We start from the raw sequence: 22,882 nt of genomic DNA on the forward strand, positions 1-22,882 counted from the left end.
CTGCGGTCCCGATTGCACGTTGACGAGAATTAATCGACCGTGATCGCCGTCACTTGGACCCAATCCTGCCCGTCAAATGTTTGCACTACCAGGCGCTTGAACGGAACGTAGTTGTCCGGCGTCGTATTGTAGGTGGTACCGGCCAGCAGCGAGGGCGCGGCTACATTGTTCAGGTGCGTCGCCTGATATAGCAGGTTCTCACGGGTCAGATTGTCCCCGCAGGCCTCAATGATTTTCGCCATGATGTAGGCAAACGAATACACGGCAAAGCCGATCTCGTTCTTGGGGTCTTCATTAGGCAGGTACTTCTTCATGAAGGCCTGATAGGCGACGATGTCATGGTCTTCGGCCCATTTCGGGCTCGACACCTGCTTGTAGGGCGTTGCCGCGATGATACCGGTGACCGAATCGAGACCGGCAGCTTCCAGGAACTGTCGCCCGACCGACGGGCTGACGACGAGCTGCAGCGGCTTCCAATCGAGCTCATAGGCCTTCTTCATCGACTGCGAGGCAGCCTTGCCGAGCGAGACGTTGAAGAACACGTCGGCACCTGACGATTTGAGCTGCGCGACCTGCGAATCCATCGTGGGATCGGTCAGCTCGTAGGTGACCTCCTTGACGATCATGGTGGATGCCTTGTCGCCGAGGCCCTTCTTGAACCCGGAGACATAGTCGCGGCCGAAATCGTCGTTCTGCATGAGGATCGCGACCTTCGCGTCCGGCTTCACCGACAGGAGATACTTCGCGAGGATCTCGCCCTCGGTGCCGTAGAGATGGAATGCAGGCGTCGACCATTTGAACGCCTTCGGCTGGTTCCACTTGTTGGCGCCGGTCGAGACCAGCAGCTGCGGAATGCCTTTGCTGTTGAGATATTTCTGCACCGAGGACTGTGCCGCAGTGCCGGACGAGCCGAACAGCGCGAGCACGCCGTCGCTCTCGACCAGCTTGCGGGTCTGCTCGACGGTCTTGGGCGGCGAGAACGCGTCGTCGAGCGAGATCAGATTGATCTTGCGGCCGTTGATGCCGCCTTTCTCCTCGTTGAGCATCTTGAAATAGGCGACCTCGGTGCGGCCCTGGATGCCGTGGATCGACAGCGGACCGCTATAGGGCATGGTCTGGCCGAGCTTGACCTCCGTATCCGAGGCGCCTTCGTCGTACTTCTTCTCCGCGGCACTCGCGCCTGTGACGAAGACGAGCCCGGCGGACAAGACCGCCATCGCCGACAATAGTCTCTTCATTTTATCCTCCCGATCCTGCTTTGTTATTCACCCTCACCCAAGTGCACTTGCCTTTGCGGCGAGTTCTTCGCGAAGCTGTCGCTTGACGATCTTGCCGCTTGCGGTGCGCGGCAGCTCCTCGATTCGAATATCGACATGCGTGGGCAGCTTGAATGCGGCGAGCCTTGGGCGTAGATGCTCGGTCACCTGGTCCGCGGTCAGGCGCGATCCGGCCCGTATGCGAACGACGGCGCCGACGAGTTCGCCGAGCACGCGGTCGGGAATGCCGACGATGGCGGCTTCCAGGATGTCCGGATGCGCGAGGAGGGCGTCCTCGATCTCGACGCAATAGACGTTCTCGCCGCCGCGGATCAGCATGTCCTTGGCGCGGTCGAGCAGATAGACGAAGCCCTCCGCGTCCATCCGGACGATGTCGCCGGTGCGGTACCAGCCATCGCGGAACGCTGCCGCGGTCGCCTGAGGGTTGTTCCAGTAACCCTTCACGACGTTGCCACCGTAGATTTCAAGCTCTCCGATCGCCCCGATGGGCAAGACGTTCCCGGACTCATCGATGACACGCAAGTCGCATCCGGGTACGGCGGGCCCGACGGAGTCCGGCCGTGCGAGATAGTCCTCGGCACCGTTCGAAGTCGATACCGACGACGTCTCAGTGGCGCCATAGCCCGTGCCGCCGAACTTGCCCGGGAAGAGCGCAGCTACTTTCCGGGTCAGCTCAGGCGACGCGGCGGCGCCGCCGTAGGAGAGACCCTCGAGGCTCGAGACGTTGCGCCGTTCGAAATCCGGCGACTCCAGCAATTGCCATGTCATCGACGGTACGCCGGACATAGCGTTGATGCGCTCGCGCTCGATCAGTTCGAGTGCTGCTTCCGCGTTCCATTTGTACATCAGCACGATCTTCGAGCCGTTCGCCATGGCGGGGATCATGATCGAGTGGCACCCGGTGACATGGAAGAACGGCACTGGAAGCAGCACCGCTTTCTGGGCCTCTGGCGGCGCTGGCAGGGGATCACCGCGCCGGATTGCCGCTCGTGCGCCCGAGAACGTGATGTTCACGAGGTTGCACATGATGTTTCGATGGGTGCCCAGCGCTCCCTTGGAACGGCCGGTCGTGCCCGACGTGTAGAGAATGGTCGCGTCGTCGTCCGGATGGATGTTCCGATCGGGTGGTGCCCGGTCCGGCAATGCGCCGTAGTTCGACGCCGGACCTATCAGATCTTCCAGTGTGTCCGTTCCGTTCCGGATGTCCGATGCAGCGCGGACCGCGATGAGTCTGGCAGGGTGACTTCCTGGGGCGAGCGAATTGAGCCGCTCCAGCCGCTCACCGTCGACGATGGCGACAGAGGCACCAGAATCGCGCAAGCCGTAGGCGAGATCATCTCCGGTTCCCCAGGCATTGAGCGGGACTGCGATGGCGCCGATGGTTGTTGCGGCCCAGAATGCGATCGTCCATTCCGGATAATTCCGCATGGCGATGGCAACGCGGTCGCCTTTCTTGACCCCGTAGCTATCGACCAGCCGCCACGCGAGGGCGGATGCGGCGCGATAATGTTCGGCAAATGTAAGCCGCTCATCTTCAAACACGAGGAAAGTGCGGTCGCCCCATGCCTTGCTGGCCTCGAAGATCTCCCGCAGATCGCGACGGGCCTTCTTGTAGAGCCGGTAAGGGCGCCCGGCAATGTCGATCGTCTCCATCTCGAAAGGTGCGCCAGGCGCTGTGAGGAGGCGGTAGGTTTCGTCGAGCGAGACTGCCGGCCAATTGCGTCGCTCACACGTCATTTTCTTGTCTCGTTGCGGCGTGCTCTTGGCGAAGCGCAATTCGTGAAGGCGCAACGCAAGGAATTTCTATAGCGATATCGTTGAGCGCGGCTTGCGTTAGTCTGCTGGCAAGTCGAAAGGGCAGGAAGGCGCACGGTACCGCCTCGGCGGAGCACTCGAGTTGCTCCGCCGGACATGATCAGCTCAGGTCCCAACGCTTTCCCAGTTCTTGCCGTTGAAGCGTTCGAGCGTCATGAATTTCACGACGCGATAGTCAGTCGGGCTGGTGTTGATGAGACTGCCCGCCAATAGCCCGGGATTGCGGAAATCCTTCAAATTGGCCGCCTGCCGCATGATGTTCTCGCGGGTCAAATCGTCGCCGCACTGACGCAGCACCTGCACCAGCATCTGACTGAATGTCCACCCCGCGAGGAAGAAGGTGTCGTTCGAATTCGCGTTCGGCATGTATTCCTTCAGCCATTCGTAGAACGGCTTCAGCTCGGGGTCGTCGCGCCAGCGCGGGTCCGACGGGTCCTTCATGTAGCGTGCGGTCTTGATGCCGACGCAGCGCTCAAGGCCAGCCGGGATCAGGGTCGCGCTCATCGAGGCCGAGCCCGAATGCAGGTAGGTGTCAGGCTGCCAGTTCAGCTCGTAGATCTTGCGGATCGCCTGCGCCGCCTGCTTGGCGTAGGCAAACAACAGGACGGTGTCGACGCCGGTCGACTTCAACTTGACGATCTGCGAATCTACGGTCGGATCGGTCGGGGTGAAGCTCTCGGCCGCGATGACGGCGGAGGCCTTGGCGGCGAGACCGTCGGAAAGGCCCGACAGCATCTCCTTGCCGAAGTCGTCATACTGGTACAGCACGCCGATCTTCGGATTGGCGTTGACGGCCAGGATCTGCTTGCCGAAGAACGTGCCCTCGGAGCGCAAGGTCGGCTGGAAGCCGATGGTCCAGGGATATTTCTCCGGATTGGCAAACTGTTCGGAGCCGGCCGCGACGAACAGCTGCGGCACCTTGTTGGAGTTGAGGTAGGTCCGAGTCGCGAGGTTCAACGGCGTGCCGAGCATGCCGAACATGACGGCGACCTCCTCCTGCTCGACCAGACGGCGCGTCTGCTCGACAGCCTTGGGCGGACTGTAGCCATCGTCGACCGAAATGAAGTTGATCTTGCGGCCGTTGATGCCGCCGCGATCGTTGATCGCCTTGAAATAGGCGGCCTCGGCCTGGCCGAGCTGGCCATAGGCGGAGGCCGGTCCGCTATACGCGATGGTCTGGCCGACCTTGATCTCGGTGTCGCTGACGCCGGGGCCGTATTTCTTTTCGGCCCGAGCGTGGTTCGGAGCGAGCGTGGCGGCAAGTGTTGCAAGCGAGGCGAGCGCGATCGTTCGCCGTGAGACGTCCGGCATGATACTCTCCTTGTGCTTCCCTAACGCGTCCGTTCGTGCCGTTTGCACTGACGGATCTGGTCCTAGGCTCTCTTGTGGGGGCCCATGAAACCAAACAGATAACCAGCCACCTTGCGCATCTGGATCTCTTCCGAACCCTCGGTGATCCGGTAGCGGCGGTGATGGCGGTAGATGTGCTCGAACGCCTTATGGCGCGAATAGCCGATGCCGCCGTGCACCTGCATGGCGCGGTCAGCCGCCTCGCAGCAGAGCCGGTTGGCCCAGTAGTTACACATCGAGACTTTGTCGGAGAGCCGTTTTTCGACCTCGGGATGAGGCATGCTGTCCATCTCCCAGGCGGTCTTGCGAATGAGCAGTCGGAGCATCTCGATCTGCGTGGCCAGCTCGACTAACGGGAACTGGATGCCCTGGTTAACCGATAGCGGCTTGCCGAACGGCTTGCGCTGATTGGCGTATTTGACGCTCTCATTGACGCAATACGCGGCCGCGCCGAGCGAACTCGCGGCCTGGCGAATGCGGTTTTCGTGCACGAATGCCTGCGCCAGCGCGAGCCCCCGGTCGATCTGTCCGAACATCGTGCTTTCGGGCACCCAGACGTTGGTGAAGCTGACGCGCGGGTGGTCCGTCGGCATGTTGAAGGTCCACATATATTCCTCGACCTTCACGCCCGGTGAATTGGCTGGAACCAGGAATGCGGTGATACCCTTGGCATCGCCGTCCTCGCCGCTGGTGCGGGCAAACAGGCAGCAATGCGATGCGGTGTGCATGCCGGTGGTCCACATCTTCTCGCCGTTGATCAGCCAGCCGGCGACTCCATCGCGTGTCTCGCGGACCGCGCGCGTTTCCATGTGAGTGGCGTCCGAGCCGTGGTGCGGTTCAGTGAGGCCGAAAGTGACGCGAATCTTGCGGTCGAGCGAACCGCGGATGAACTTCTCCTTCTGCTCGGGCGTGCCGAAATCGCGCAGCATCACGATGAAGGGGAAGTTGCCGACCACTGAATGTTCGTTCTGGAGGTCGTTGTGCAGGCCGAGGCCTTGCGTCGCCAGATGCTCCCGGATCACGGCCATCCAGAGATTGCCGCCGCCTTGGCCGCCGAATTCCTTGGGCAGCGAGAAGCGGAAGAAGCCGGCCTTGTCGGCCAGCGCCTTGGCCTTTTCGAGCAGCGCCTCCCATTCGGGGCGGGGCAGGCCACCCTTGTCGAAATCGGTCCGTGCCCATTCACGGCGATGATCGAAGAAGCGCTCGTTGTCGTCCTGCGCCTGCAGCGGCTTGATCTCGGCCTGCACGAAAGCGTCGATCCTGGCGAGATAGTCGACGAGATCCTTGGGGATGCTGAAATCCATCGCTGGTCAATCCTCTTGCTTCGTTTGTTGTTGGCCGGCGCGCGTTTCGAGCGTGCGGCGGTAGCTGGCGTAATTCGGCTGATCGATCTTCATCTTGTCGAGCGTGGTCCGCCAGAGATGGTCGGCAAGCCCGTCGCTCTGCAGGTCGAACTCGCCGCGCCGGATGCGGCCTGACAGTTCGGCCTCCAATTGCTCCAGAGTGCCGTCGCGGTTCAGCAGCGCCTGCAATCGCGCAAGCGCTTCGCGTTCGACGCTCCCGCCGAAGTCGATCTCGCGGGCGACGAGGTCGATCGCATTGGCGGCCACCCGGGCCTGGAAGGCGGCGTTGGCGGGAAGTTGCGGCATCAGCGTCTCGCGCAGCAGACGCGAGACCGCGGTCAGGATGTCGGCGCCACGAGGTTGATCCAGCATGTCAGTCCGTCCCGGTCAGGATGCGCATCAGGTCGAGCTCGTTTTCGGACACGCGCCGCGCGATCATCGCGCGCTCCACGCTGGGGTCGCGCCCGCTGATGAACCATTCCAGCATGCTGGCGCAGCTGACGCCCCAGCGCAGGCTGCCGAGGACTTCCCAATAGTGCACGCGCGCGGGATCGACGCGCTCGCCGCTTGCCGCCTCATAGGCCTCGAACAATTGCTGTCGCGAGCCGAGCCCGCCGACCGGGCGGTCGAGCTCACCGAAACGCCAGGGCGGGGTCGAGATCCAGGCGAGGTCCTCGGCGGGGTCGCCGATATGGGCGACCTCCCAGTCCAGCACCGCGCGCACGCCTTCGGCTCCGAAGATGATGTTGCCGTTGCGGAAGTCGCCGTGAACCAGCCGATATGTCGCGAGCGGCGCCGGTGCGTTCTGTTGCAGCCAGCGGAAGGCGAGGTCGAACACCGGCCGCGCGACGCCGAGACTGTCGTAACGGCTCAAGAGCCGCGCCACGATCACGTCAGCCGGCTTGAACGGCAGCGCCGGCAGGCGCGCGGTATCGACCCTGCTCATGGTGCCGCGAATGGTGCCGAACTGGGCCGCGAGGTGAGGGCGGATCGCGGCGAACTGGGCGTCGCGCAAGACCTTGCGCGCGATCGTTTCGCCCTCGATCCGCGTCATCAGAAAGCCGTCGCCGAGTCCGTCCTCCGGCGCCAGCGTGTGCACGACGGTCGCGACCGGCACGCCGCTGCCGTCGAGGACGCGGATCAGATCCGCCTCGGCCTCCAGCGATAGCGATTCCGTGCTGCGCAGGCCGCCCGGCGAGCGGCGCAGGATCAGCGGGTGCAGCATCCTGTCGCCATCGACGGCGTCGAATGACCAGGTCTCCAGGGTTGCGCCTGCAGATAGTCGGCGCAGAGCGGCGATGCCACGTGCGCCCGGCACGATGCGGACCGTCATGGCTTGGAGAGCGTGGCTGAAGCTGTTGTCCATCGCGTTCATGCGTCTCGCCGCTGTCTCTTTCGCTTGCCGCCGGACGCGATGGCTGGGACCATCTCGGGCCCTGGCGTGAGCGGTCGATCCGGGTCGGTGTAGACCGCCCGGCACCAGATCTCGGTGACCTCTTTGCAGAGCCGCTTCAACTCCAGCGGACGTTCGAACGGCTCCATCTTCTGGATCGCAAAGGACTGCGCGGTGCCCTCGACCATCATCGCGAGCGACAGGGCGGCCGCATCAGGATCGATCGGCAGGCAGCGCCCGAGCTGGCGCTGGCGTTCTAGATGATCGCGCACCCGGATGATGTAGGCGCTGCGCATCTCGGCGCGCTTCCGGCCGATCTCGGGATCGACATAGCTCGCCTCGAAGAAGGCCCGTAGCAATCCGCGGTTGGCGCCGAAGATCTCGAAGTAGCGAAGATTGTTGTCGTAGACGCGCTCGCGCAGCGTATGGCCTGAGCGCACCCGGGAGGAGGCGACGATGTCGTCGACGACTTCGGTGATGGTGCGGACGAAGATGTCGTCGGTGCTGCGGAAATACAGATAGAAGGTGCCGCGGCTGAGACCGGTGGACTCGATGATGTCCTGCACGGTGGCGCGGATGTAGCCTTTGTCGGCGAACACGCGCCGGGCGGCCTCGAGCAGAATCCGTTCGGAGGTTTCGGCAGAGTTGCGGGTGCGCCGCAGCTCTGTCGGCAGCGCGCCGCGGCGCACGGCGGCCGAACGCGTGATGCGTCGCTTCCCTGCCACGTCTCTTCCTCTGTTTCGCGTGCATGGATTGCACGTCGTCGCTTGCTTGCACCTAACCTGACACTGATGTCAGTGTCAGACTTGCGTCTTGTCGCCGTCCACGCGGTTCTTTCTCGTGAATCGTCAGGCCATCGTTTCGACGTCGGCCGTTCGGCCGGTGCGCCTGGCCGAGAGCTTGGGGCATTGCGCTTGAAAGGTTCTCAGGCGCTTGAGCATCAATTGCTGCCCCTTCGCCGTCGCAGCGCCGCGCAAGGCGAGCGCATAGCCGTAGCCGACCGCGGCCTGGATATCCTCGATCTCGATCTCCGCAATGACCCAGTGCAGCATCACCGAGCGAAACGTGTAGTCGAGATTGCGCAGCAGCACCGCGGTGTCGATCTCGGGCAGCAGCAGGCCTTCGTCGACGGCGTCGTCGAGCAGCTTCATCCAGAAGCTGTCGCGCTTCTGGTTGAAGATCGCGCTGCGCTCCTCGGAGGCGGACGCGGCGAGAATGCTGGTCCACAGCGCACGGTAGAACATCGGATCGTCTTCGTAATAGCTCACGGCGAGCTTCGCGGCCCGCAGGATCCTTTCAAGCGGATCGAGCGACTTGAATCGCGCGAAGCGCGCGCCGAATCCCTTGATGTCCTCGAGCACGGCGACGAGCACGGCGCGCTTGGAGCCGAACAGATTGTAGGGCGTGGCGAGACTGAGGCCGGCCTTCGCCGCGAGGGCGCGCATCGACAGTCCGGCATCGCCGGTCTCGCGGATCAGGTCGCGCGCCGCCTTGATGATGCGAGAGCGCCGCTCCGCCTTTGCCGTGTCGCGTCGGTTTTCCATTCCGCTGCCTGCCGTGCCTCTCGTGCGGACGATAAGCGCTGGTTGACACCCCGACAAATCTATATCACGTTATAAGAACGCGTTATAAAAATATTTCAGCGGACGGGCGGGGTGTCATCGCATTCCCTTCGAAATCGCCGCGACGGGAGAAACGCCATGCGAACCTGCAATGGATCGCGGCTGACGCCGCATGCCTGCTTCCTGCTTGCCGGGATCGCGCTCGCAGTCCAGTCGCCGATCCCGGCGCGCGCGGACGCCGCGAAGGGCGACATTAAGATCGGCAATATCGCGCCCTACAGCGGCCCCGCCTCGGCCTACAGCGCGTTTGCGAAGACCGAGGCTGCCTACATGAAGATGCTCAACGACAAGGGTGGCATCAACGGGCGCAAGATCCAGTTCATCTCTTATGACGATGCCTACAGCCCGCCAAAAGCGGTCGAGCAGGCGCGCAAGCTGGTCGAACAGGACGAAGTCCTTGCGATCTTCCAGGCGGTCGGAACGCCGTCGAACGCGGCCATGATGAAGTACATGAACGCCAGGAAGGTGCCGCAGCTGTTCTCCGCCACCGGCGCGACCAAGTTTGGCGATCCCAAGAACTTTCCCTGGACGATGGGCTTTTCGACCTCGGTCTACCGGATCGAGAGCGCGATCTACGCGAAGTACATTCTGGCGAATTACCCGGAAGGGAAGGTCGCCGTCCTGTTTCCGAACGACGACTATGGCCGCGATATCTACGGCGGGTTCAAGGATGCGCTCGGCGCCAGGGCCAAGACGACGATCGTGGCGGAAGCGTCCTACGACAGCACTGAGCCGACGATCGATTCCCAGATCGGCAAGCTGAAGGCATCGGGGGCCGATATCTTCGTCAATTTCTCGACGCCGCGATTTGGCGCGCTTGCCATCCGCAAGGTGGCCGAGCTCGGCTGGAAGCCGGTCCATTTCATCAATACAACTGCCGCGGCGATTTCGAACTTCAAGCCGGCCGGGCTCGAGAACGCGATCGGATTGTTCACCGCGACATCGATGAAGGAGGCGAACGATCCTCGTTATGCCGACGACCCCGGTGTGAGGGAGTATCGCGACTTCATGAAGCGCTACAATCCGGAAGGCGACATCGCCAATGGCCAGAACGCCTACGGATTTCTTGCCGCGCAAGTGCTGCAGAAGGTGCTCGAACAGTGTGGCGACGACCTGTCCCGCGACAACATCATGCAGCAGGCCGCCAATCTGAAGGCGTTGAAGTTTGGTCTGCTGTTCGACGGCATCACGGTCAACACCAGCCCGACCAACTACTTCCCAATCACCCAGATGCAGATGCTGCGTTTCAACGGCACCAGCTACGACAAGGTCGGTCCGATCATGTCGGAGACGGTGATGCTGCCGGAAACGCGCGATTGATGCGGAGCAGCCAGCGATGACGGTGCAGCCAAAGATCCCTCCGAGCGAGTTCCAGTGCCTGAAATACGACGTCACCGATCATGTCGCCGTCGTCACGCTCAACCGGCCGGAACGACGCAACGCACTTAACCGGCGTGCCTATGACGAGGTCGAATCCGCCTTCCGCGCCGCCTCGATCGACACGGAGGTCCGCTGCGTCGTCATCACCGGGGCTGATTCAGCGTTCTGCGCCGGAGAAGACGTCAAGGAGATGATGACCGGCGAGAAGCGCGCCATGACGCCGGTGGTGCGTCGTCCGCCAACTCCGGCCGCGATGTCCGCGCTCGAATGCCCGGTGCCGGTGATCGCCGCCGTGAACGGCTCGGCGGTCGGTTGGGGCATGGAGCTTGCGCTTTACGCAGACATTCGCCTGGCGTCCGAGAAGGCGAACTTTGCCGAGCTTTTTATCCGCCGTGGCTTAATCTGCGATGTTGGCGGGCTCTTGCGCCTGCCAGCGATCGTCGGGCCCGCCAAGGCGGCCGAGCTGCTCTATACCGGCGACGTCATCGATGCCCATGAGGCCGCCCGCATCGGCCTGGTCGGCGAGGTGACCGCGCATGCCGAGCTGATGCCGAAGGCGATGGCTCTGGCGGCGCGCATCGCGCGCAATTCGCCGCTGGCGCTGCGTTTCATGAAGGAGGGCCTGCGCCGCGCCTCCCATGGCGATCCCCGCGAGACCGGGAGCTGGGCTATCGACGTCATCTACAAGCTGTTCGACACCGAGGATCACCGCGAGGGCGTGCGAAGTTTCCTCGAGAAGCGCGAGCCGGTGTTCACGGGCCGCTGACATCTTAGACTAGCGGGAGCGGACCGCCGTCCCCGCCAAACACAGCAACACTGCGACAAGCGGGAACTACAACAGAGCCGGGAGGCGCGCGATGGATTCGTGGGTCAGGATTGGCGATCGCGTCAAGACCAAGGCGGAGATGGACGCGCGCGCCCAACGCGCCGCGCGAGGCTATGCCAGCCTCGGTGTCGGCGCAGGTGACGTCGTCGCGGTCTACATGCGTAACGATTTCACCTTCATGGAGGCCTCGCTCGCCGCGGGCCTGTGCGGCGCCTATGTCGTGCCGGTCAACTGGCACAACACGCCGGAGGAGGCTCGCTACGTCATCGAGAATTCCGGCGCCAAGGTGCTGGTCATCCATGCCGATCTCTGGCGCAACATCGGCCACGCTGTTCCCGCCGGGGTCATCGTGATCGTCGCGGAAACGCCGCCGAGCCTGCGCGGTCCTTACCGCGTACTGGATGAAGCTGCAAAGGTGCCGGCAGGGATGAATGACTGGGAGAGTTGGCTTGCGGGCTTCGAGCCCGCAGTGCCGCCTTTCCCGACCTCGCCGGGATCGATGATCTACACGTCGGGCACCACGGGCCATCCCAAGGGCGTGCGCCGGCAGCCGCCGACGCCGGAGCAGGCGCTGGCGAGTCAGCAGATGATGCGTATGGTCGGCGGCCTCACCGACTGGGCGGATCGCCTGAACGAAGTCGTGCTGCTGATTCCGGGACCGGCCTATCACTCCAGCCCGAACGGCTGGATGTTCTCGTTCTACAACATGGGTGCCAACATCATCGTTGAGCCGCGCTTCGAGCCGGAGCGGATGCTTGCGACGATCGAGAAGCATCGCGTCACCCACGCGCTGGTCGTGCCGACCATGTTCGTGCGGATGCTGGCGCTGCCAGCCGAGGCCCGCTCGCGCTACGATCTATCGAGCCTGACTTTCGCCATGCATGTCGGCGCGCCCTGTCCGCCGCACGTCAAGCGCGGCATGATCGGCTGGTGGGGGCCGATCATCACCGAGCACTATGGTTCGACCGAAGTGGGCGCTGTGACTTTTTGCACATCCGCTGAATGGCTGGCGCATCCCGGCACTGTCGGGCGGAGGCTGCCGGGCTGCGCCGTCGTCGTCATGGACGAGGAGGGCAGGGAGCTGCCGCTCGGGCAATCCGGCGAGGTCGTCTGCGGACGCGATCTCTATCCGGAATTCACCTATCACGGCGATCCGGCCAAGCGGGCGAAGTCCGCGCGGGGCCGTCTTGTCGCCACCGGCGACGTCGGATTCTTCGACGCGGACGGTTTTCTCTACCTGACAGGCCGCGCCAGCGACATGATCATCTTCGGCGGCACCAACATCTATCCCGCCGAGATCGAATCGGAGTTGATGAAGGTCCCCGGCGTCGCCGACTGTGCGGTGTTCGGGATACCTGACGACGAGTTTGGCGAGAAGGTCTGCGCCTTCATTCAGCCGAGTGCTGGTGCCGTGCTCGACGAGGAAGCGGTCCGCACGGATCTGAAGTCTCGGCTGGCCGGCTACAAGATCCCGCGGCGGATCGAGTTCTCCAGCACGCTGCCGCGCGAAGACACTGGCAAGATATTCAAGCGGAAGCTCAAGGAGCCGTTCTGGCAAGGCACGGGTCGTACGATCTGAGGAGAGTTTCGTGGATCAGCAATATTCCGCTTACAGCTTCATCAGCTGCGAGATCGATCGCGCAATCTTGGTGATCACGCTCAATCGTCCGGAAAAGCTCAACGCCTATACCGGCGCGATGGGATCCGAGATCGAGGATGCCTTCCGAAAGGCCGATATTGATGACGAGATCCGCGCCATCATTGTGACGGGCGCGGGCCGCGCCTTCTGCGCCGGCGCCGATGTCTCGGGCGGCGCGTCGAGCTTTGATACCTCGGGCGCGCATGGCGCCGGCGTGTTCGGCAATCGCCTGACCGGCGGCGGTCCGCGCTCGGGCAGTGGCTTCGTCGACGCGATCTTCCGCTGCCGCAAGCCGTCGATCGCCGCCATTAACGGCCCCGCGGTGGGTATTGGCATCACCATGACCCTCCCGATGGACGTGCGCATTGCCGCGAAGGGCGCGAAGATTGGCTTCATCTTCGCGCGGCGCGGCCTGGTCCCGGAGGCGGGCAGCGCGTGGTTTCTGCCCAAGCTGGTCGGGCTGCCGCAGGCGCTGCGTTGGTCGATCTCGGGCCGTACTTTCGGCGTCGAGGAGGCGTTGAGCGGCGGCCTTGTCAGCGAAACCGCGGAGCCCGCCGACCTCCTGACACGTGCGAAAGAGATCGCGTGGGAATTGACCTCGCAGACGTCGGCCGTCTCGGTTGCGCTCACCCGCCAAATGCTGTGGCGTTTCGCAGGCGCACCGGATCCATTCGAGCTCTTGACGATCGATGGCCCCATCTCGCGCGAGCGCGGCAGTCACGCAGATGTCCGCGAGGGTGTCGCTTCCTTCCTGGAGAAGCGGGCGCCAGTATTCCCGGGCAAGGTTTCGACCGATATGCCCAGCCAGTATCCTTGGTGGAAAGAGCCGTAAGAACACTTGCCGCCCGACTGCCGATCGCTCGTGGCGCAAAGCGGACCAGAATGGCTTGCGCGCAGTGGCGAGCGAACGCGAGAGGCATCGAAAGACCGGACTAGCGCGTCCCTGATCTCTGACGGTATTTGAAGCTTAAGTCGCACGAGTGCGGGCATGGCAGTCTCGGCTGCGCAGGCAGTGCTGATCAGTCGATCGGTTCCGATAGGTCGCGGAATCGCCAACATTGTGAATGGCTCGAATTTTCCTGTGAGTTCGAGACTGAAAAGTTGCTACGGCGATACCGTCGGGAGTCGTCCGTCAGGCTTGAAGAATTGTGCTTGCAAATCAACGACGATACGCTGTCCTAAATGATTGAGTGGGAGTAGTGTCCCCGGCGGTTATTAGCTCGATTGGCGTAGGTTCACGCGTTCTCGATGGATCTGGCATGTTGCCCATATGACTTAACGCCGGGGAAGCGGATCTCCAACAGACGTCACGCCGATGGAGTAGTGCGGCGTACCATAGCGTGCGAAATGGCGGGAGCCGAACTTGGGCTGAGCAGGGGACCGCGCGCGCCGTTTTGAACAGACTAAACATCATTAACGTCGGGGATCGAGTCGCTCGCTCCGCTACGCCCGCCCACAATCCTGCGATCTTCCGCGCTTTAGTGCCCTTCATGGTAGCGCTCACCGCGTGCTGTCTGCGGCGCGATCATTCGCGGCCGAAAACACCAGGTTGAAACAGCAGGTCAGCAGATTCCTTGTGACCGTGCGCGCGGCCTGAGGTTTGCGAAGAACGCGCGTCGGCTCAAAAATGCGAACGCGATGCTGTTCAATTCAACTATCCTCATCGAACGTACCATCCCGTGTGGTGAAAATACTCGCGTTCGATAACTTGGACGCAGATTTTGCGAACTCGTCGACGGAGATTCAGCAATAAACGGAGATTTTTCGCGTCCCGTCCTTCGTACAGTGCCGGCTGTTTCAAGCGGAGGATGAAAAATGCGCGTCGGGGTTCCCACTGAAGTCAAGCGGCATGAATATCGGGTGGGCATGACTCCGGCCGCTGTTCGCGAATATCGGGCTGCCGGTCACGAGGTGATTGTGCAGGCGGGAGCCGGTTTGGGAGTTGGCGCTTCGGATGCCGAATACACCAATGCAGGCGCGCATATCGTCGATACCGCCGATGAAGTCTTCGCGACGGCGAATATGATCGTCAAGGTGAAGGAGCCGCAGCCCGCAGAATGGGCAAAGCTCAAGGACGGGCAAATCCTGTTCACCTATCTCCACCTGGCGCCGGATCTCGAGCAGGCCAAGGGACTGTTGGCTTCAGGCTGCACTGCCGTGGCGTATGAGACCGTTACAGACGAGCGTGGCGGGCTGCCGCTCTTGGCTCCCATGAGCGAAGTTGCGGGACGTTTGTCGATCGAAGCCGCCGGCTCAGCTCTCAAGCGCTACGCCGGCGGACGAGGGTTGCTGCTCGGCGGCGTGCCGGGTGTGAAGCCGGCGCGCGTTGCCATTCTCGGTGGTGGCGTAGTCGGCACGCATGCGGCTCGCATGGCCGTCGGTTTAGGGGCGGAGGTCTCGATCCTGGATCGGTCGGTGCCGCGGCTGCGGCAGCTCGACGAGCTGTTTGGCGGCCGCGTTCGGACGCTGTTCTCGACGGCCGAGTCGATCGAGAGCGAGGTGTTCGGATCGGATGTGGTGATCGGAGCCGTGCTCGTGCCCGGCGCCGCGGCGCCGCACCTCATCTCTCGGCCGATGCTCAAGAAAATGAAGCCTGGTGCTGTTCTGGTCGACGTTGCGATCGATCAGGGCGGCTGCTTCGAGACCTCGCGCGCGACTACCCACGACGAGCCGACCTACGAGGTCGACGGCGTCGTTCATTACTGCGTCGCGAATATGCCGGGCGCCGTTCCCTTGACCTCGAGCTATGCGCTCAACAATGCGACCTTGCCGGTCGGGTTGGCCCTTGCCGCTGGCGGCGTGAAAGCGATCTCGCAAAGCCATCTACTGCGCACGGGCCTGAACATCCATAAGGGCAAGCTAACCTGCAGACCGGTGGCTGAAAGCCTGAACCTCCCGTTCTCGCCGCTGGATCAGGCGCTAGCTGCGTAACGAGCTGGCCCGGCCAAGTGTGGAGGGCGGGCGCGGTGTCGATCTCAGGGAAGAACCCGATTCGACCGGTTGTCCATTCAGCCAATCTGCCCGGTGATGTGAGGCAGAACGGGCGCCTGACTTTTCCATGTTTCTCCCTGACTTGGGCTACCGCGCCGAGCGGTAGCCTTCTTTTTGTCAAAACCGCGGTTGTGAGCCCGCCGATGGGAATCCAGTGAGTGTGTTCCATCATGCCGTTAGGGAGATAGAGCGACATGGAAAGCACGATTGCGGCAGCCATTGGGTCTGGCGCGCTGGTTGGGTTCATGCTCGGTCTCATCGGAGGGGGCGGTTCAATTCTTGCGACTCCTTTGCTGCTCTACGTCGTGGGGATTTCCCAAGCACATGTCGCCATCGGGATCAGCGCGCTGGCTGTGTCGGCGAACGCATATGTGAATCTTCTCGGTCACGCCCGCAAAGGAAATGTCTGGTGGTCCCGTGCCATCCTGTTTGCTCTCGTCGGCGCGATCGGTGCATTGGTCGGTTCGACCTTGGGCAAGTCCTTCGACGGACATCTGTTGGTCGTTCTGTTCGGGGGAGTGATGGTGGTCGTCGGATTGCTGATGCTTTGCCCGCAGAAGACGCCGACAATTGCCCCGCAACGTGAGAATGGCTTTCGCTTCGACCTTCGCACGGCGATCACGGCTCTGCTGGTCGGCCTCGTGTCGGGGTTCTTCGGAATCGGTGGCGGATTCCTGATCGTGCCTGGTTTTATGCTTGCGACCCGCATGCCGATGATCAACGCCGTCGGCTCTTCATTGTTGGCTGTCGGCACGTTCGGTCTCGCCACGGCCCTGAACTATGCCTGGTCCGGGCTCGTCGACTGGTCCGTGGCGATGGAATTTGTTGCTGGCGGCGCGATCGGTGGCATCCTGGGCACGTCGGCTGCAACGCGGATGGCCGTTCACAAGTATGCGCTCAATCGCTTGTTCGCGGGTGTAATCTTCGCGGTCGCGTTCTACCTGATCCACCGCAATATGTTTGCCTTTGTGCGCCCGAACTGAAGATAGTTCGTTTCGGCGATGCCGCTGCCGCAGGCACTAGGTTCGAGACGGCGATAGCGTCTTGTCTTAGGTGCCGGCGCGTGACCTTTCCAGCACTCGCGGAGGCAAGTCTCTGTCCAGGATGGTTCTAAGAGCAAAGTTCGATTGGATTCGCGCGACGCCCGGCAGACGCGCAAGCTGCGTCTTGTGAATGTGCTCAAAATCCTCGATGTCGCGTGCGACGACGAGGATAAGATAATCATCCGATCCCGACATCAGAAAGCAACGCGCAATCGAGGGACACAAGGCCGCCGCCCGTTCGAACGTGGACAGGGCTTCTTCGCTTTGGCTGTGCAAAGCGATGCGGACGACCACCGTCGCCGGAAATCCCAAGGCGGTCAGGTTCAGTTCCGCGCGGTAGGCATGAATGTATCGTCCGCTCTCGAGCGCGTTCTGCCGGCGAACGCAGGCCGTCGTCGACAGGCCGACCTTCTCGGCCAAGTCTGATTGCGTGACGTTGGAGTTCGTCGCCAATTCGCGCAACAGTTTGAGGTCCAGATGGTCTAACTCCATCATCAATCCCCGTTTCCGACCCAGTGCGGCTCCGCCCTTATCGGGAAGGCCGAGCACGACCTCCTGAAATATTGGTGCTTGTAAGATTTGTGCCGTCGATCAAACCTTCGATCACCAACTTGCGAACCGTTGCGATATGAGTCTCCGTCATCTCGCGGGCACGTTTCTTGTCGTTGTTTACCAGGGCATCGATCAATGAATCATGCTCTTGATGCATCTCTGCGGGCCGTTCGCGTAGAACGAACCCCAGATGGAGAAGCCGAGTCATCTCGTCCATGATCTGCGAAAGCGCTGCAAAGAGCCGAGAATTGCCCGACGCACGTGCGATTTCCATGTGGAAGCTGCGGTTCGCTTCCATGAAGCGCATCTCGCTGGCTATGTCGCCGGGTACGTAACCGGCCGTGCATTTCGCATTGAACTGATGAAGAAGCCCGCCGTCGACGTTACCGCAGGCCTTCTCCACGGCCGCCGGCTCGAGAAGCATTCTGAGTTCGAAAACCTCGTTCACCGACTGCAGCGTCACCGGTGCTATCACATGACCCGAGCGGGGCACGGGTATGACGAGGCCTTCTTGGGCGAGCTTGGATAGCGCTTGCCGGATCGGCGCCTTGCCGTAGCCGTACATTTCGCACAGCTGCGCCTCGCTGATCGCCTGACCCGGCTGCAGCTTGCACCAGACGATATCGTCCTTGATCCGATCGAAGGCTTGGATCGTCAGCCCCTTTTCGGCGGCCTCAATCGTATCCGATCGCGCCGGGTTCCTTGCCAATTTCGCCACGATTCACCTCCGCAAGCGACATAGCACGCTGGCGAGATATTTCAATGATCGGCCGTTGACATGTCAGATTGGCATTTCTAACATATCAAAAATGGAGAGGTTTGAGATGCCTGATATCGCGACGGATGTCCTAGTGGTTGGAGCGGGGGCTGCTGGGATCTCGGCTGCGATGGCGGCCGCGAAAGGCGGTGCATCCGTTCTTCTCGTGGACAAGAGTCTGATCGGACGCGGCGGCGCGACCATCATGGCGCAAATGACCGTCGCAGCCGCCCTGGGTGAGCTGGATGCGGATGATTGGCATCTTCATCTCGCCGACACGCTCAAGGCCGGACGCGGAATCTGCAACGCTGAGCTTGCTGGCATTCTCTGCCGTGAAGCGCCCGATCGGATTCGTGAGCTGGATTCGTGGAACGTTGGTTGGGCACGCGATGAGAAAGGGCGCATCAAGGGCGTGCGGGCCCCTGGCCACAGTGTGAGGCGCTGCGTCTACGTCGATTTCCTGGACACTGGTCCCGCTATCGCCCAGACACTTCGTACCCAGGTATCGCGCGCAAAGGGCGTCAAACGCATAAGCAATTTATCGATCCGTGATCTCGTGTTGCACGAGGGGCGTGTCATCGGTGCCGTCGGTACCAACGCAGGCGACGGTCGGCATGTCGCGATCGCGGCCAAGGCGGTCATCCTGGCGGCTGGCGGCTTGACCAGGATATTCCAGCGTAACAGTGCGTCTCTGAACATGACCGGCGATTCCTATGCGATGGCGCTGCGCGCCGGAGCAGAGCTGGTCGATATGGAATTCCCGCAATTCTTCCCGATCGGGCATCTGGCTCCGCGCCTGGTGGGCATGGATCCAATCATGTGGGATCCGTTTCGTTACAAGCTTGGCGGCCGCCTGCTGAACGGCAACATGGAGGAATTCCTCGAGCGTTACGGCCTGAACGACGGGGGCGTCTATTCGGCCCCACGCGATGTGACGGCCTATGCCATCGTCAAGGAAAACGAAGCGGGCCGCGGATCGCCGTCCGGCGGTGCCTATCTCAGCTTCATGCACGTGCCGGAGCCGGAGTTGCGTGAAGCGTTCGGCCCGGCGATCGAGTTGCTGGCGCGCAACGGCATCGATCTGGCCAAGCGGTGCGTCGAGGTCGCGCCGATCGCCCACTATCACATGGGCGGAATCTGGGTGAACAGCCAAATGCAGTCCGGTGTGCCGGGCCTGTATGCGGCGGGAGAGGCAGTCGGCGGCGCGAACGGTGCTAACCGGCTTTCCGGGAATGCGCTTCCGGAAGCGCTCGTCTTCGGAGAGCGCGCCGGCCGGTTTGCGGCGATCGAAGTTAAGGAAAGCGAACTCGTCTGGAGCGAGGCGGCTGCGGCTCCAGCTCTTGCCGTGCTTCGTGACGTGGACCAGCGAGCCCAGTCGAGCGATGGCGCTGTGGCGCAAACCGCCCAGCTCTGGACCGACCTGCAGCAGCTCATGTGGAAGAAGGTTGGCCTGTCGCGTACCGAGCAATCGCTTTCCGAAGCGCTTGTCCGTCTCCGCCAGATGCGGGCGGAGTTTCCGAGCCTGACCTTGGGCTCCGGCAGCGCCTACAACATGACGATCGAAGAGTGGTTCGAACTGCGGAGCGCCCTGCAGGTCGCTGAGGCGATCACGCTCGCCGCGCTCAATCGCAACGAAAGCCGGGGCGCTCATCAGCGTCTGGATCATCCCGAAACGCAGGCGGACTACGAGCGCACTCAGGTCCTGCGCCTGGACGGCGACGCAATCACCAGCCGATGGATACCGCTGGTGCGGGACGCCATTGGTTTGCAATCCAACGCAAGCGAGATGAATTGATGACGACTTCTGTCACGCTGTCGGTAATGAGGGGCACGGGAGATGCGGATTCCACCCTGCAGGACTTCACCGTTCCCTATGTCGAAGGAATGTCGGTTCTGGATGCGCTGATCTGGCTTCGTGCCCACGTCGATCCGACGCTTGCGATTCGCTACAGCTGCATCAACGCGAACGCCTGCAAGGAGTGCTCCGTCATGGTCGATGGTGACGTCACTTACGCTTGCACAGCGCGCTTGACGCCGAAGGGCGCGAGGGTCGAGCCCCTCGAAGGCAAGCCGGTTATTCGCGATCTGGTCACCGACATCCTTCCCACAAAGGAACGCCTGTCAGCCGTGCTGGTCGCAAAGCGCTAGCGCTCCGTCTCCAATCAAGGAGGGCCCGATGGCCTTTGTCGTCACCGATTCCTGTATCCGATGCAAATTCCAGGACTGTTTGCAGTCCTGTCCGGCTACCTGCTTCTACGAAGGCCAGAACATGCTGGTCATCAATCAAGACGAGTGCATCGACTGCGGCGCCTGCGAGCCCGAATGTCCCGCCGAAGCGATCGTTCGCGACAACGCGCCTGGCGCGCAGCAGTGGGTCGAGTTCAATCGCAAATATGCAGCGGTCTGGCCCAAAATCCTCAAGCCCGGCGTCGTCCCCGACGATGCCGAGGACTGGGTGGGTACTGAAGGCAAGCTTGAAGCGCATTTCAACGCCGAGCCGGCGGCTCGCTGAGCGCCGGATCTGATCCGTGGGAGGAGCAATGACAAAAAGCGTCTGGATCCATGAACTGACATGGCCCAATATCGCCAAGTACCTCGAGACCGACGATCTCGCCATGGTCCCGATTGGGGCCACCGAGCAGCACGGGCATCACACGCCGCTGCTCGTCGACACCGCCTGGGCAAGCGATGTGTCCGAGATGGTCGCGCGCCGAGAGAACGTGCTGGTGGCGCCGCCGATGCACTTCGGCTGGTCTCCCCATCATCTGGCTTATCCAGGCGGCATCACGCTGCGGCCCGAAACCTTGGCGCAGGTTGCGGTCGATATCGGCGAGAGCCTGATCTCCCATGGCTTCCGGAAGATCATCTTCGTGAACGGAAACAGGGTGGCAAATCTTCCTCCCCTGCAGATCGCCATGGCGAAGCTGCGCTTCAAGACGAAGGCTTATGTCGCGATCATCGATACGCATCTGATCGCACGGAAGGAGGTCTGCGAGGCCGCGGGCAATGCGAGAGACGCATCGCATCACGCCGGCAACGTCGAAACCTCATTCATGTTGCATGCGCATCCCGATCTGGTGCGCGCGGACAAGATCATGAGCCTGCCCGAGCATCCGCTCGCCGATTTCGCGAGCAATTTTCCCATGGATCCGCCGCTCGATCAGAACATCGCATTCTGCCAACCGACGGCCGATGAATTCTACAAGCGAACTCAAGGTCACGGAACGTATTCGAATCCCGGCACCGCGTCGGCCGAGATCGGTCGCGCGGTCCTGGACGTCACCGTCGCGCGGGCAGAGCAGTTTATCGCGCAAGTGAAGAAGATCGACGTCGTCTGCGATCGGTGCCCGATTCCGATCTGATCGATAGCAGTCTTTTTCGAGGGTGGAGGTTTGGGGATGCAGCACGGCAATGAATTCTCGACGCTGAAGGTCGCGATCGTTGGTGCCGGACCGGCAGGCTTCTATGCGGCTGAGGCGCTCGCCGCTCTATGTCCCGGTTGCGAGGTCGATCTGATCGAGCGGCTTCCGACGCCTTATGGGCTGATCAGATCTGGCGTGGCACCCGATCACCAGACGACCAAGTCCATTCAGCAGACGTTCGAGCAGACCGCAAGCCGATCCAACCTGCGGTTCGTGGGCAATGTCGAGCTGGATCGTGACCTGAAGCTGGAGGAACTCGCGGACGTCTACGACGCGGTCGTTCTGGCTTGCGGCGCGCCTCACGACATGAAACTCGATATCCGCGGCGCAACTCTCAAAGGGGTTTACGGTGCTTCGGAATTCGTCGGCTGGTACAACGCGCACCCCGATCATGCGAACCTCGATCCGGATCTTTCCGCTCGCGGAGCCGTCATTATCGGAAACGGCAACGTGGCGCTCGACATCGCGCGTATCCTGACGAGGCCGGTCCGCGAGCTCGCCAGCACGGATATCGCCGAGCATGCGATCCAATGCATCGCGGGTTCGAAACTGACGGATGTTCACGTCGTCGGACGCCGTGGGCCGCTCGACGCGAAATTTACCAGCGTCGAGCTGCAGGAGCTGGGGCACCTGCAGGATGTCGTGGCGGTTGCAAGCTCCGATCAGATGCCTGAGGGCGTCGATGATGGCGTCCCTCCTCGGGAGCGTCGGGCAAAGGTCAAGAATCTCGAATGCTTCCGCGCGTTTGCAGAAGCCGATCCTGCCTCCGCGTCGCGCCGAATTCAGTTTCAGTTCAATGCGCGGCCCTACGACGTGCTGGGGACGGATCGCGTCGAGGCTGTTCGGTTCGAGCGCACGCGCGTCGAAAACGGTAGCGTGATCGGCACGGGGCAGCTGTTCAGGATCCCCTGCGGGCTCATCGTCACCGCGATCGGCTATCGCGCCCGTCCAGTAGGCGAACTGGCCCTTTCCGAAACAAAGGACCGGCTCCGAAACGATGATGGTCGAATTAAACCAGGGCTGTACGTGGTTGGGTGGCTGAAGCGAGGTCCTTCAGGCAAGATCGGAACGAACCGCGCGGACGGTGAGCAGATCGCCGAACGAATCCGCGTCGAGGTCAGTCCGGCGGGCAAGCCGGGTTTCGCTGCTCTACAGCAGGCTCTCCGGAGCCGCGGGCTCCGATGGACCGATTTCACCGATTGGAAAGCGATCGAGCGCGCGGAGATCGAGGCAGCCGCCGAAGGGGCCCCGCGCCGAAAATTCCCCAGTATCGATCGCATGCTTCAAATCTGCGCCGCGAAGTCGCCGGCCGTCGCCTCGCTTTAGCCGGAGCCCGTTCTGATGATCGATGGAACAGGAACAGTTTCACCTCAGCTATCCCGCCGCGGCCCGAACTGGCGCGTGGCAACGCGCGCGCTGAGCGGTCCCGAAGCCGTCGATGCGTGCAGCCAAGGTGGTCCGCGGGCGTCTTG

The 22,882-nt window shown here is 62.3% G+C and carries 21 protein-coding genes; 11 read left to right on the top strand and 10 right to left on the bottom strand.

Going from position 1 to position 22,882, the window contains the following annotated elements; translation table 11 throughout:
- Positions 1–29: 29 nt before the first annotated feature.
- The 8 genes from ACR9YP_RS22435 to ACR9YP_RS22470 form a co-directional block, all read right to left on the bottom strand.
- On the bottom strand, positions 30–1,238 hold the full coding sequence (locus ACR9YP_RS22435; RefSeq protein ID WP_438107841.1) for an ABC transporter substrate-binding protein: 1,209 nt from the start codon (positions 1,236–1,238) through the stop codon (positions 30–32).
- 33 nt (positions 1,239–1,271) lie between these two features.
- Positions 1,272–3,014 (bottom strand): class I adenylate-forming enzyme family protein, encoded by a 1,743-nt coding sequence (locus ACR9YP_RS22440; protein ID WP_438107842.1) that lies wholly within the window; start codon positions 3,012–3,014, stop codon positions 1,272–1,274.
- 183 nt (positions 3,015–3,197) lie between these two features.
- Positions 3,198–4,403: an ABC transporter substrate-binding protein gene (locus ACR9YP_RS22445; protein WP_474217091.1), complete on the bottom strand. Its 1,206-nt coding sequence runs from the start codon at positions 4,401–4,403 to the stop codon at positions 3,198–3,200.
- A 62-nt stretch (positions 4,404–4,465) separates the two neighbouring features.
- On the bottom strand, positions 4,466–5,746 hold the full coding sequence (locus ACR9YP_RS22450; protein ID WP_438107844.1) for an acyl-CoA dehydrogenase family protein: 1,281 nt from the start codon (positions 5,744–5,746) through the stop codon (positions 4,466–4,468).
- 6 nt (positions 5,747–5,752) lie between these two features.
- Positions 5,753–6,157, bottom strand: a complete 405-nt coding sequence (locus tag ACR9YP_RS22455) for a DUF6285 domain-containing protein (RefSeq protein ID WP_438107845.1) — start codon at positions 6,155–6,157, stop codon at positions 5,753–5,755.
- Position 6,158: 1 nt separating this feature from the next.
- Positions 6,159–7,160, bottom strand: a complete 1,002-nt coding sequence (locus ACR9YP_RS22460) for a phosphotransferase family protein (RefSeq protein ID WP_438107846.1) — start codon at positions 7,158–7,160, stop codon at positions 6,159–6,161.
- Complete coding sequence (locus ACR9YP_RS22465) at positions 7,157–7,903, bottom strand: TetR/AcrR family transcriptional regulator (protein ID WP_438107847.1); 747 nt, start codon at positions 7,901–7,903, stop codon at positions 7,157–7,159. Before ACR9YP_RS22465 ends, ACR9YP_RS22460 begins: the two co-directional genes overlap by 4 nt.
- A 123-nt stretch (positions 7,904–8,026) precedes the next feature.
- Complete coding sequence (locus ACR9YP_RS22470; protein ID WP_438107848.1) at positions 8,027–8,722, bottom strand: TetR/AcrR family transcriptional regulator; 696 nt, start codon at positions 8,720–8,722, stop codon at positions 8,027–8,029.
- Positions 8,723–8,878: 156 nt separating this feature from the next.
- Here ACR9YP_RS22470 and ACR9YP_RS22475 point away from each other — a divergent pair, with 156 nt between their 5' ends.
- The 6 genes from ACR9YP_RS22475 to ACR9YP_RS22500 all read left to right on the top strand — a co-directional run bounded on the left by ACR9YP_RS22475 (position 8,879) and on the right by ACR9YP_RS22500 (position 16,619).
- Positions 8,879–10,120, top strand: coding sequence for an ABC transporter substrate-binding protein (locus ACR9YP_RS22475; protein ID WP_438107849.1), 1,242 nt, complete (start codon positions 8,879–8,881; stop codon positions 10,118–10,120).
- A 16-nt stretch (positions 10,121–10,136) separates the two neighbouring features.
- Positions 10,137–10,946 (top strand): enoyl-CoA hydratase/isomerase family protein, encoded by an 810-nt coding sequence (locus ACR9YP_RS22480; RefSeq protein WP_438107850.1) that lies wholly within the window; start codon positions 10,137–10,139, stop codon positions 10,944–10,946.
- Between the two features lie 91 nt (positions 10,947–11,037).
- Entirely contained in the window at positions 11,038–12,585 is a 1,548-nt protein-coding gene (locus ACR9YP_RS22485) for an acyl-CoA synthetase (RefSeq protein WP_474217093.1), read from the top strand.
- A gap of 10 nt (positions 12,586–12,595) precedes the next feature.
- On the top strand, positions 12,596–13,477 hold the full coding sequence (locus ACR9YP_RS22490; protein ID WP_438107853.1) for an enoyl-CoA hydratase-related protein: 882 nt from the start codon (positions 12,596–12,598) through the stop codon (positions 13,475–13,477).
- 983 nt (positions 13,478–14,460) lie between these two features.
- Positions 14,461–15,576 carry an alanine dehydrogenase gene (gene ald / locus ACR9YP_RS22495; RefSeq protein ID WP_438107854.1) on the top strand — a complete coding sequence of 372 codons (1,116 nt, stop codon included), beginning with the start codon at positions 14,461–14,463 and terminating at the stop codon, positions 15,574–15,576.
- Positions 15,577–15,830: 254 nt separating this feature from the next.
- On the top strand, positions 15,831–16,619 hold the full coding sequence (locus ACR9YP_RS22500) for a sulfite exporter TauE/SafE family protein (protein ID WP_438107855.1): 789 nt from the start codon (positions 15,831–15,833) through the stop codon (positions 16,617–16,619).
- A 66-nt stretch (positions 16,620–16,685) separates the two neighbouring features.
- Here the strand turns inward: ACR9YP_RS22500 and ACR9YP_RS22505 are convergent, their stop codons facing one another.
- Together ACR9YP_RS22505 and ACR9YP_RS22510 are read right to left on the bottom strand one after the other, a co-directional pair.
- Positions 16,686–17,174 carry an Lrp/AsnC family transcriptional regulator gene (locus tag ACR9YP_RS22505; protein WP_474217094.1) on the bottom strand — a complete coding sequence of 163 codons (489 nt, stop codon included), beginning with the start codon at positions 17,172–17,174 and terminating at the stop codon, positions 16,686–16,688.
- A gap of 34 nt (positions 17,175–17,208) precedes the next feature.
- A complete protein-coding gene (locus ACR9YP_RS22510; RefSeq protein ID WP_438107857.1) occupies positions 17,209–17,949 on the bottom strand; it encodes a GntR family transcriptional regulator in 741 nt (246 codons plus the stop codon).
- Between the two features lie 106 nt (positions 17,950–18,055).
- On the opposite strand from ACR9YP_RS22510, the gene ACR9YP_RS22515 reads away from it, so the two are divergent.
- From ACR9YP_RS22515 to ACR9YP_RS22535, 5 genes are read left to right on the top strand one after another with little or no spacing between them, the layout of a single operon-like run.
- Entirely contained in the window at positions 18,056–19,783 is a 1,728-nt protein-coding gene (locus tag ACR9YP_RS22515; protein WP_474217095.1) for an L-aspartate oxidase, read from the top strand.
- The gene (locus tag ACR9YP_RS22520) at positions 19,783–20,136 is read left to right on the top strand and encodes a 2Fe-2S iron-sulfur cluster-binding protein (RefSeq protein ID WP_438107860.1); all 354 of its coding nucleotides are present in this window, start codon (positions 19,783–19,785) and stop codon (positions 20,134–20,136) included. The genes ACR9YP_RS22515 and ACR9YP_RS22520 overlap by 1 nt, the downstream gene beginning before the upstream one ends.
- Positions 20,137–20,164: 28 nt before the next feature.
- On the top strand, positions 20,165–20,500 hold the full coding sequence (gene fdxA, locus ACR9YP_RS22525; RefSeq protein ID WP_474217097.1) for a ferredoxin FdxA: 336 nt from the start codon (positions 20,165–20,167) through the stop codon (positions 20,498–20,500).
- Positions 20,501–20,528: 28 nt separating this feature from the next.
- Positions 20,529–21,350: a creatininase family protein gene (locus ACR9YP_RS22530; protein ID WP_438107862.1), complete on the top strand. Its 822-nt coding sequence runs from the start codon at positions 20,529–20,531 to the stop codon at positions 21,348–21,350.
- 36 nt (positions 21,351–21,386) lie between these two features.
- Positions 21,387–22,736, top strand: coding sequence for an FAD-dependent oxidoreductase (locus ACR9YP_RS22535; RefSeq protein WP_474217098.1), 1,350 nt, complete (start codon positions 21,387–21,389; stop codon positions 22,734–22,736).
- Positions 22,737–22,882 lie beyond the last annotated feature (146 nt).

The organism is Bradyrhizobium sp. BR14999, from assembly GCF_056106085.1.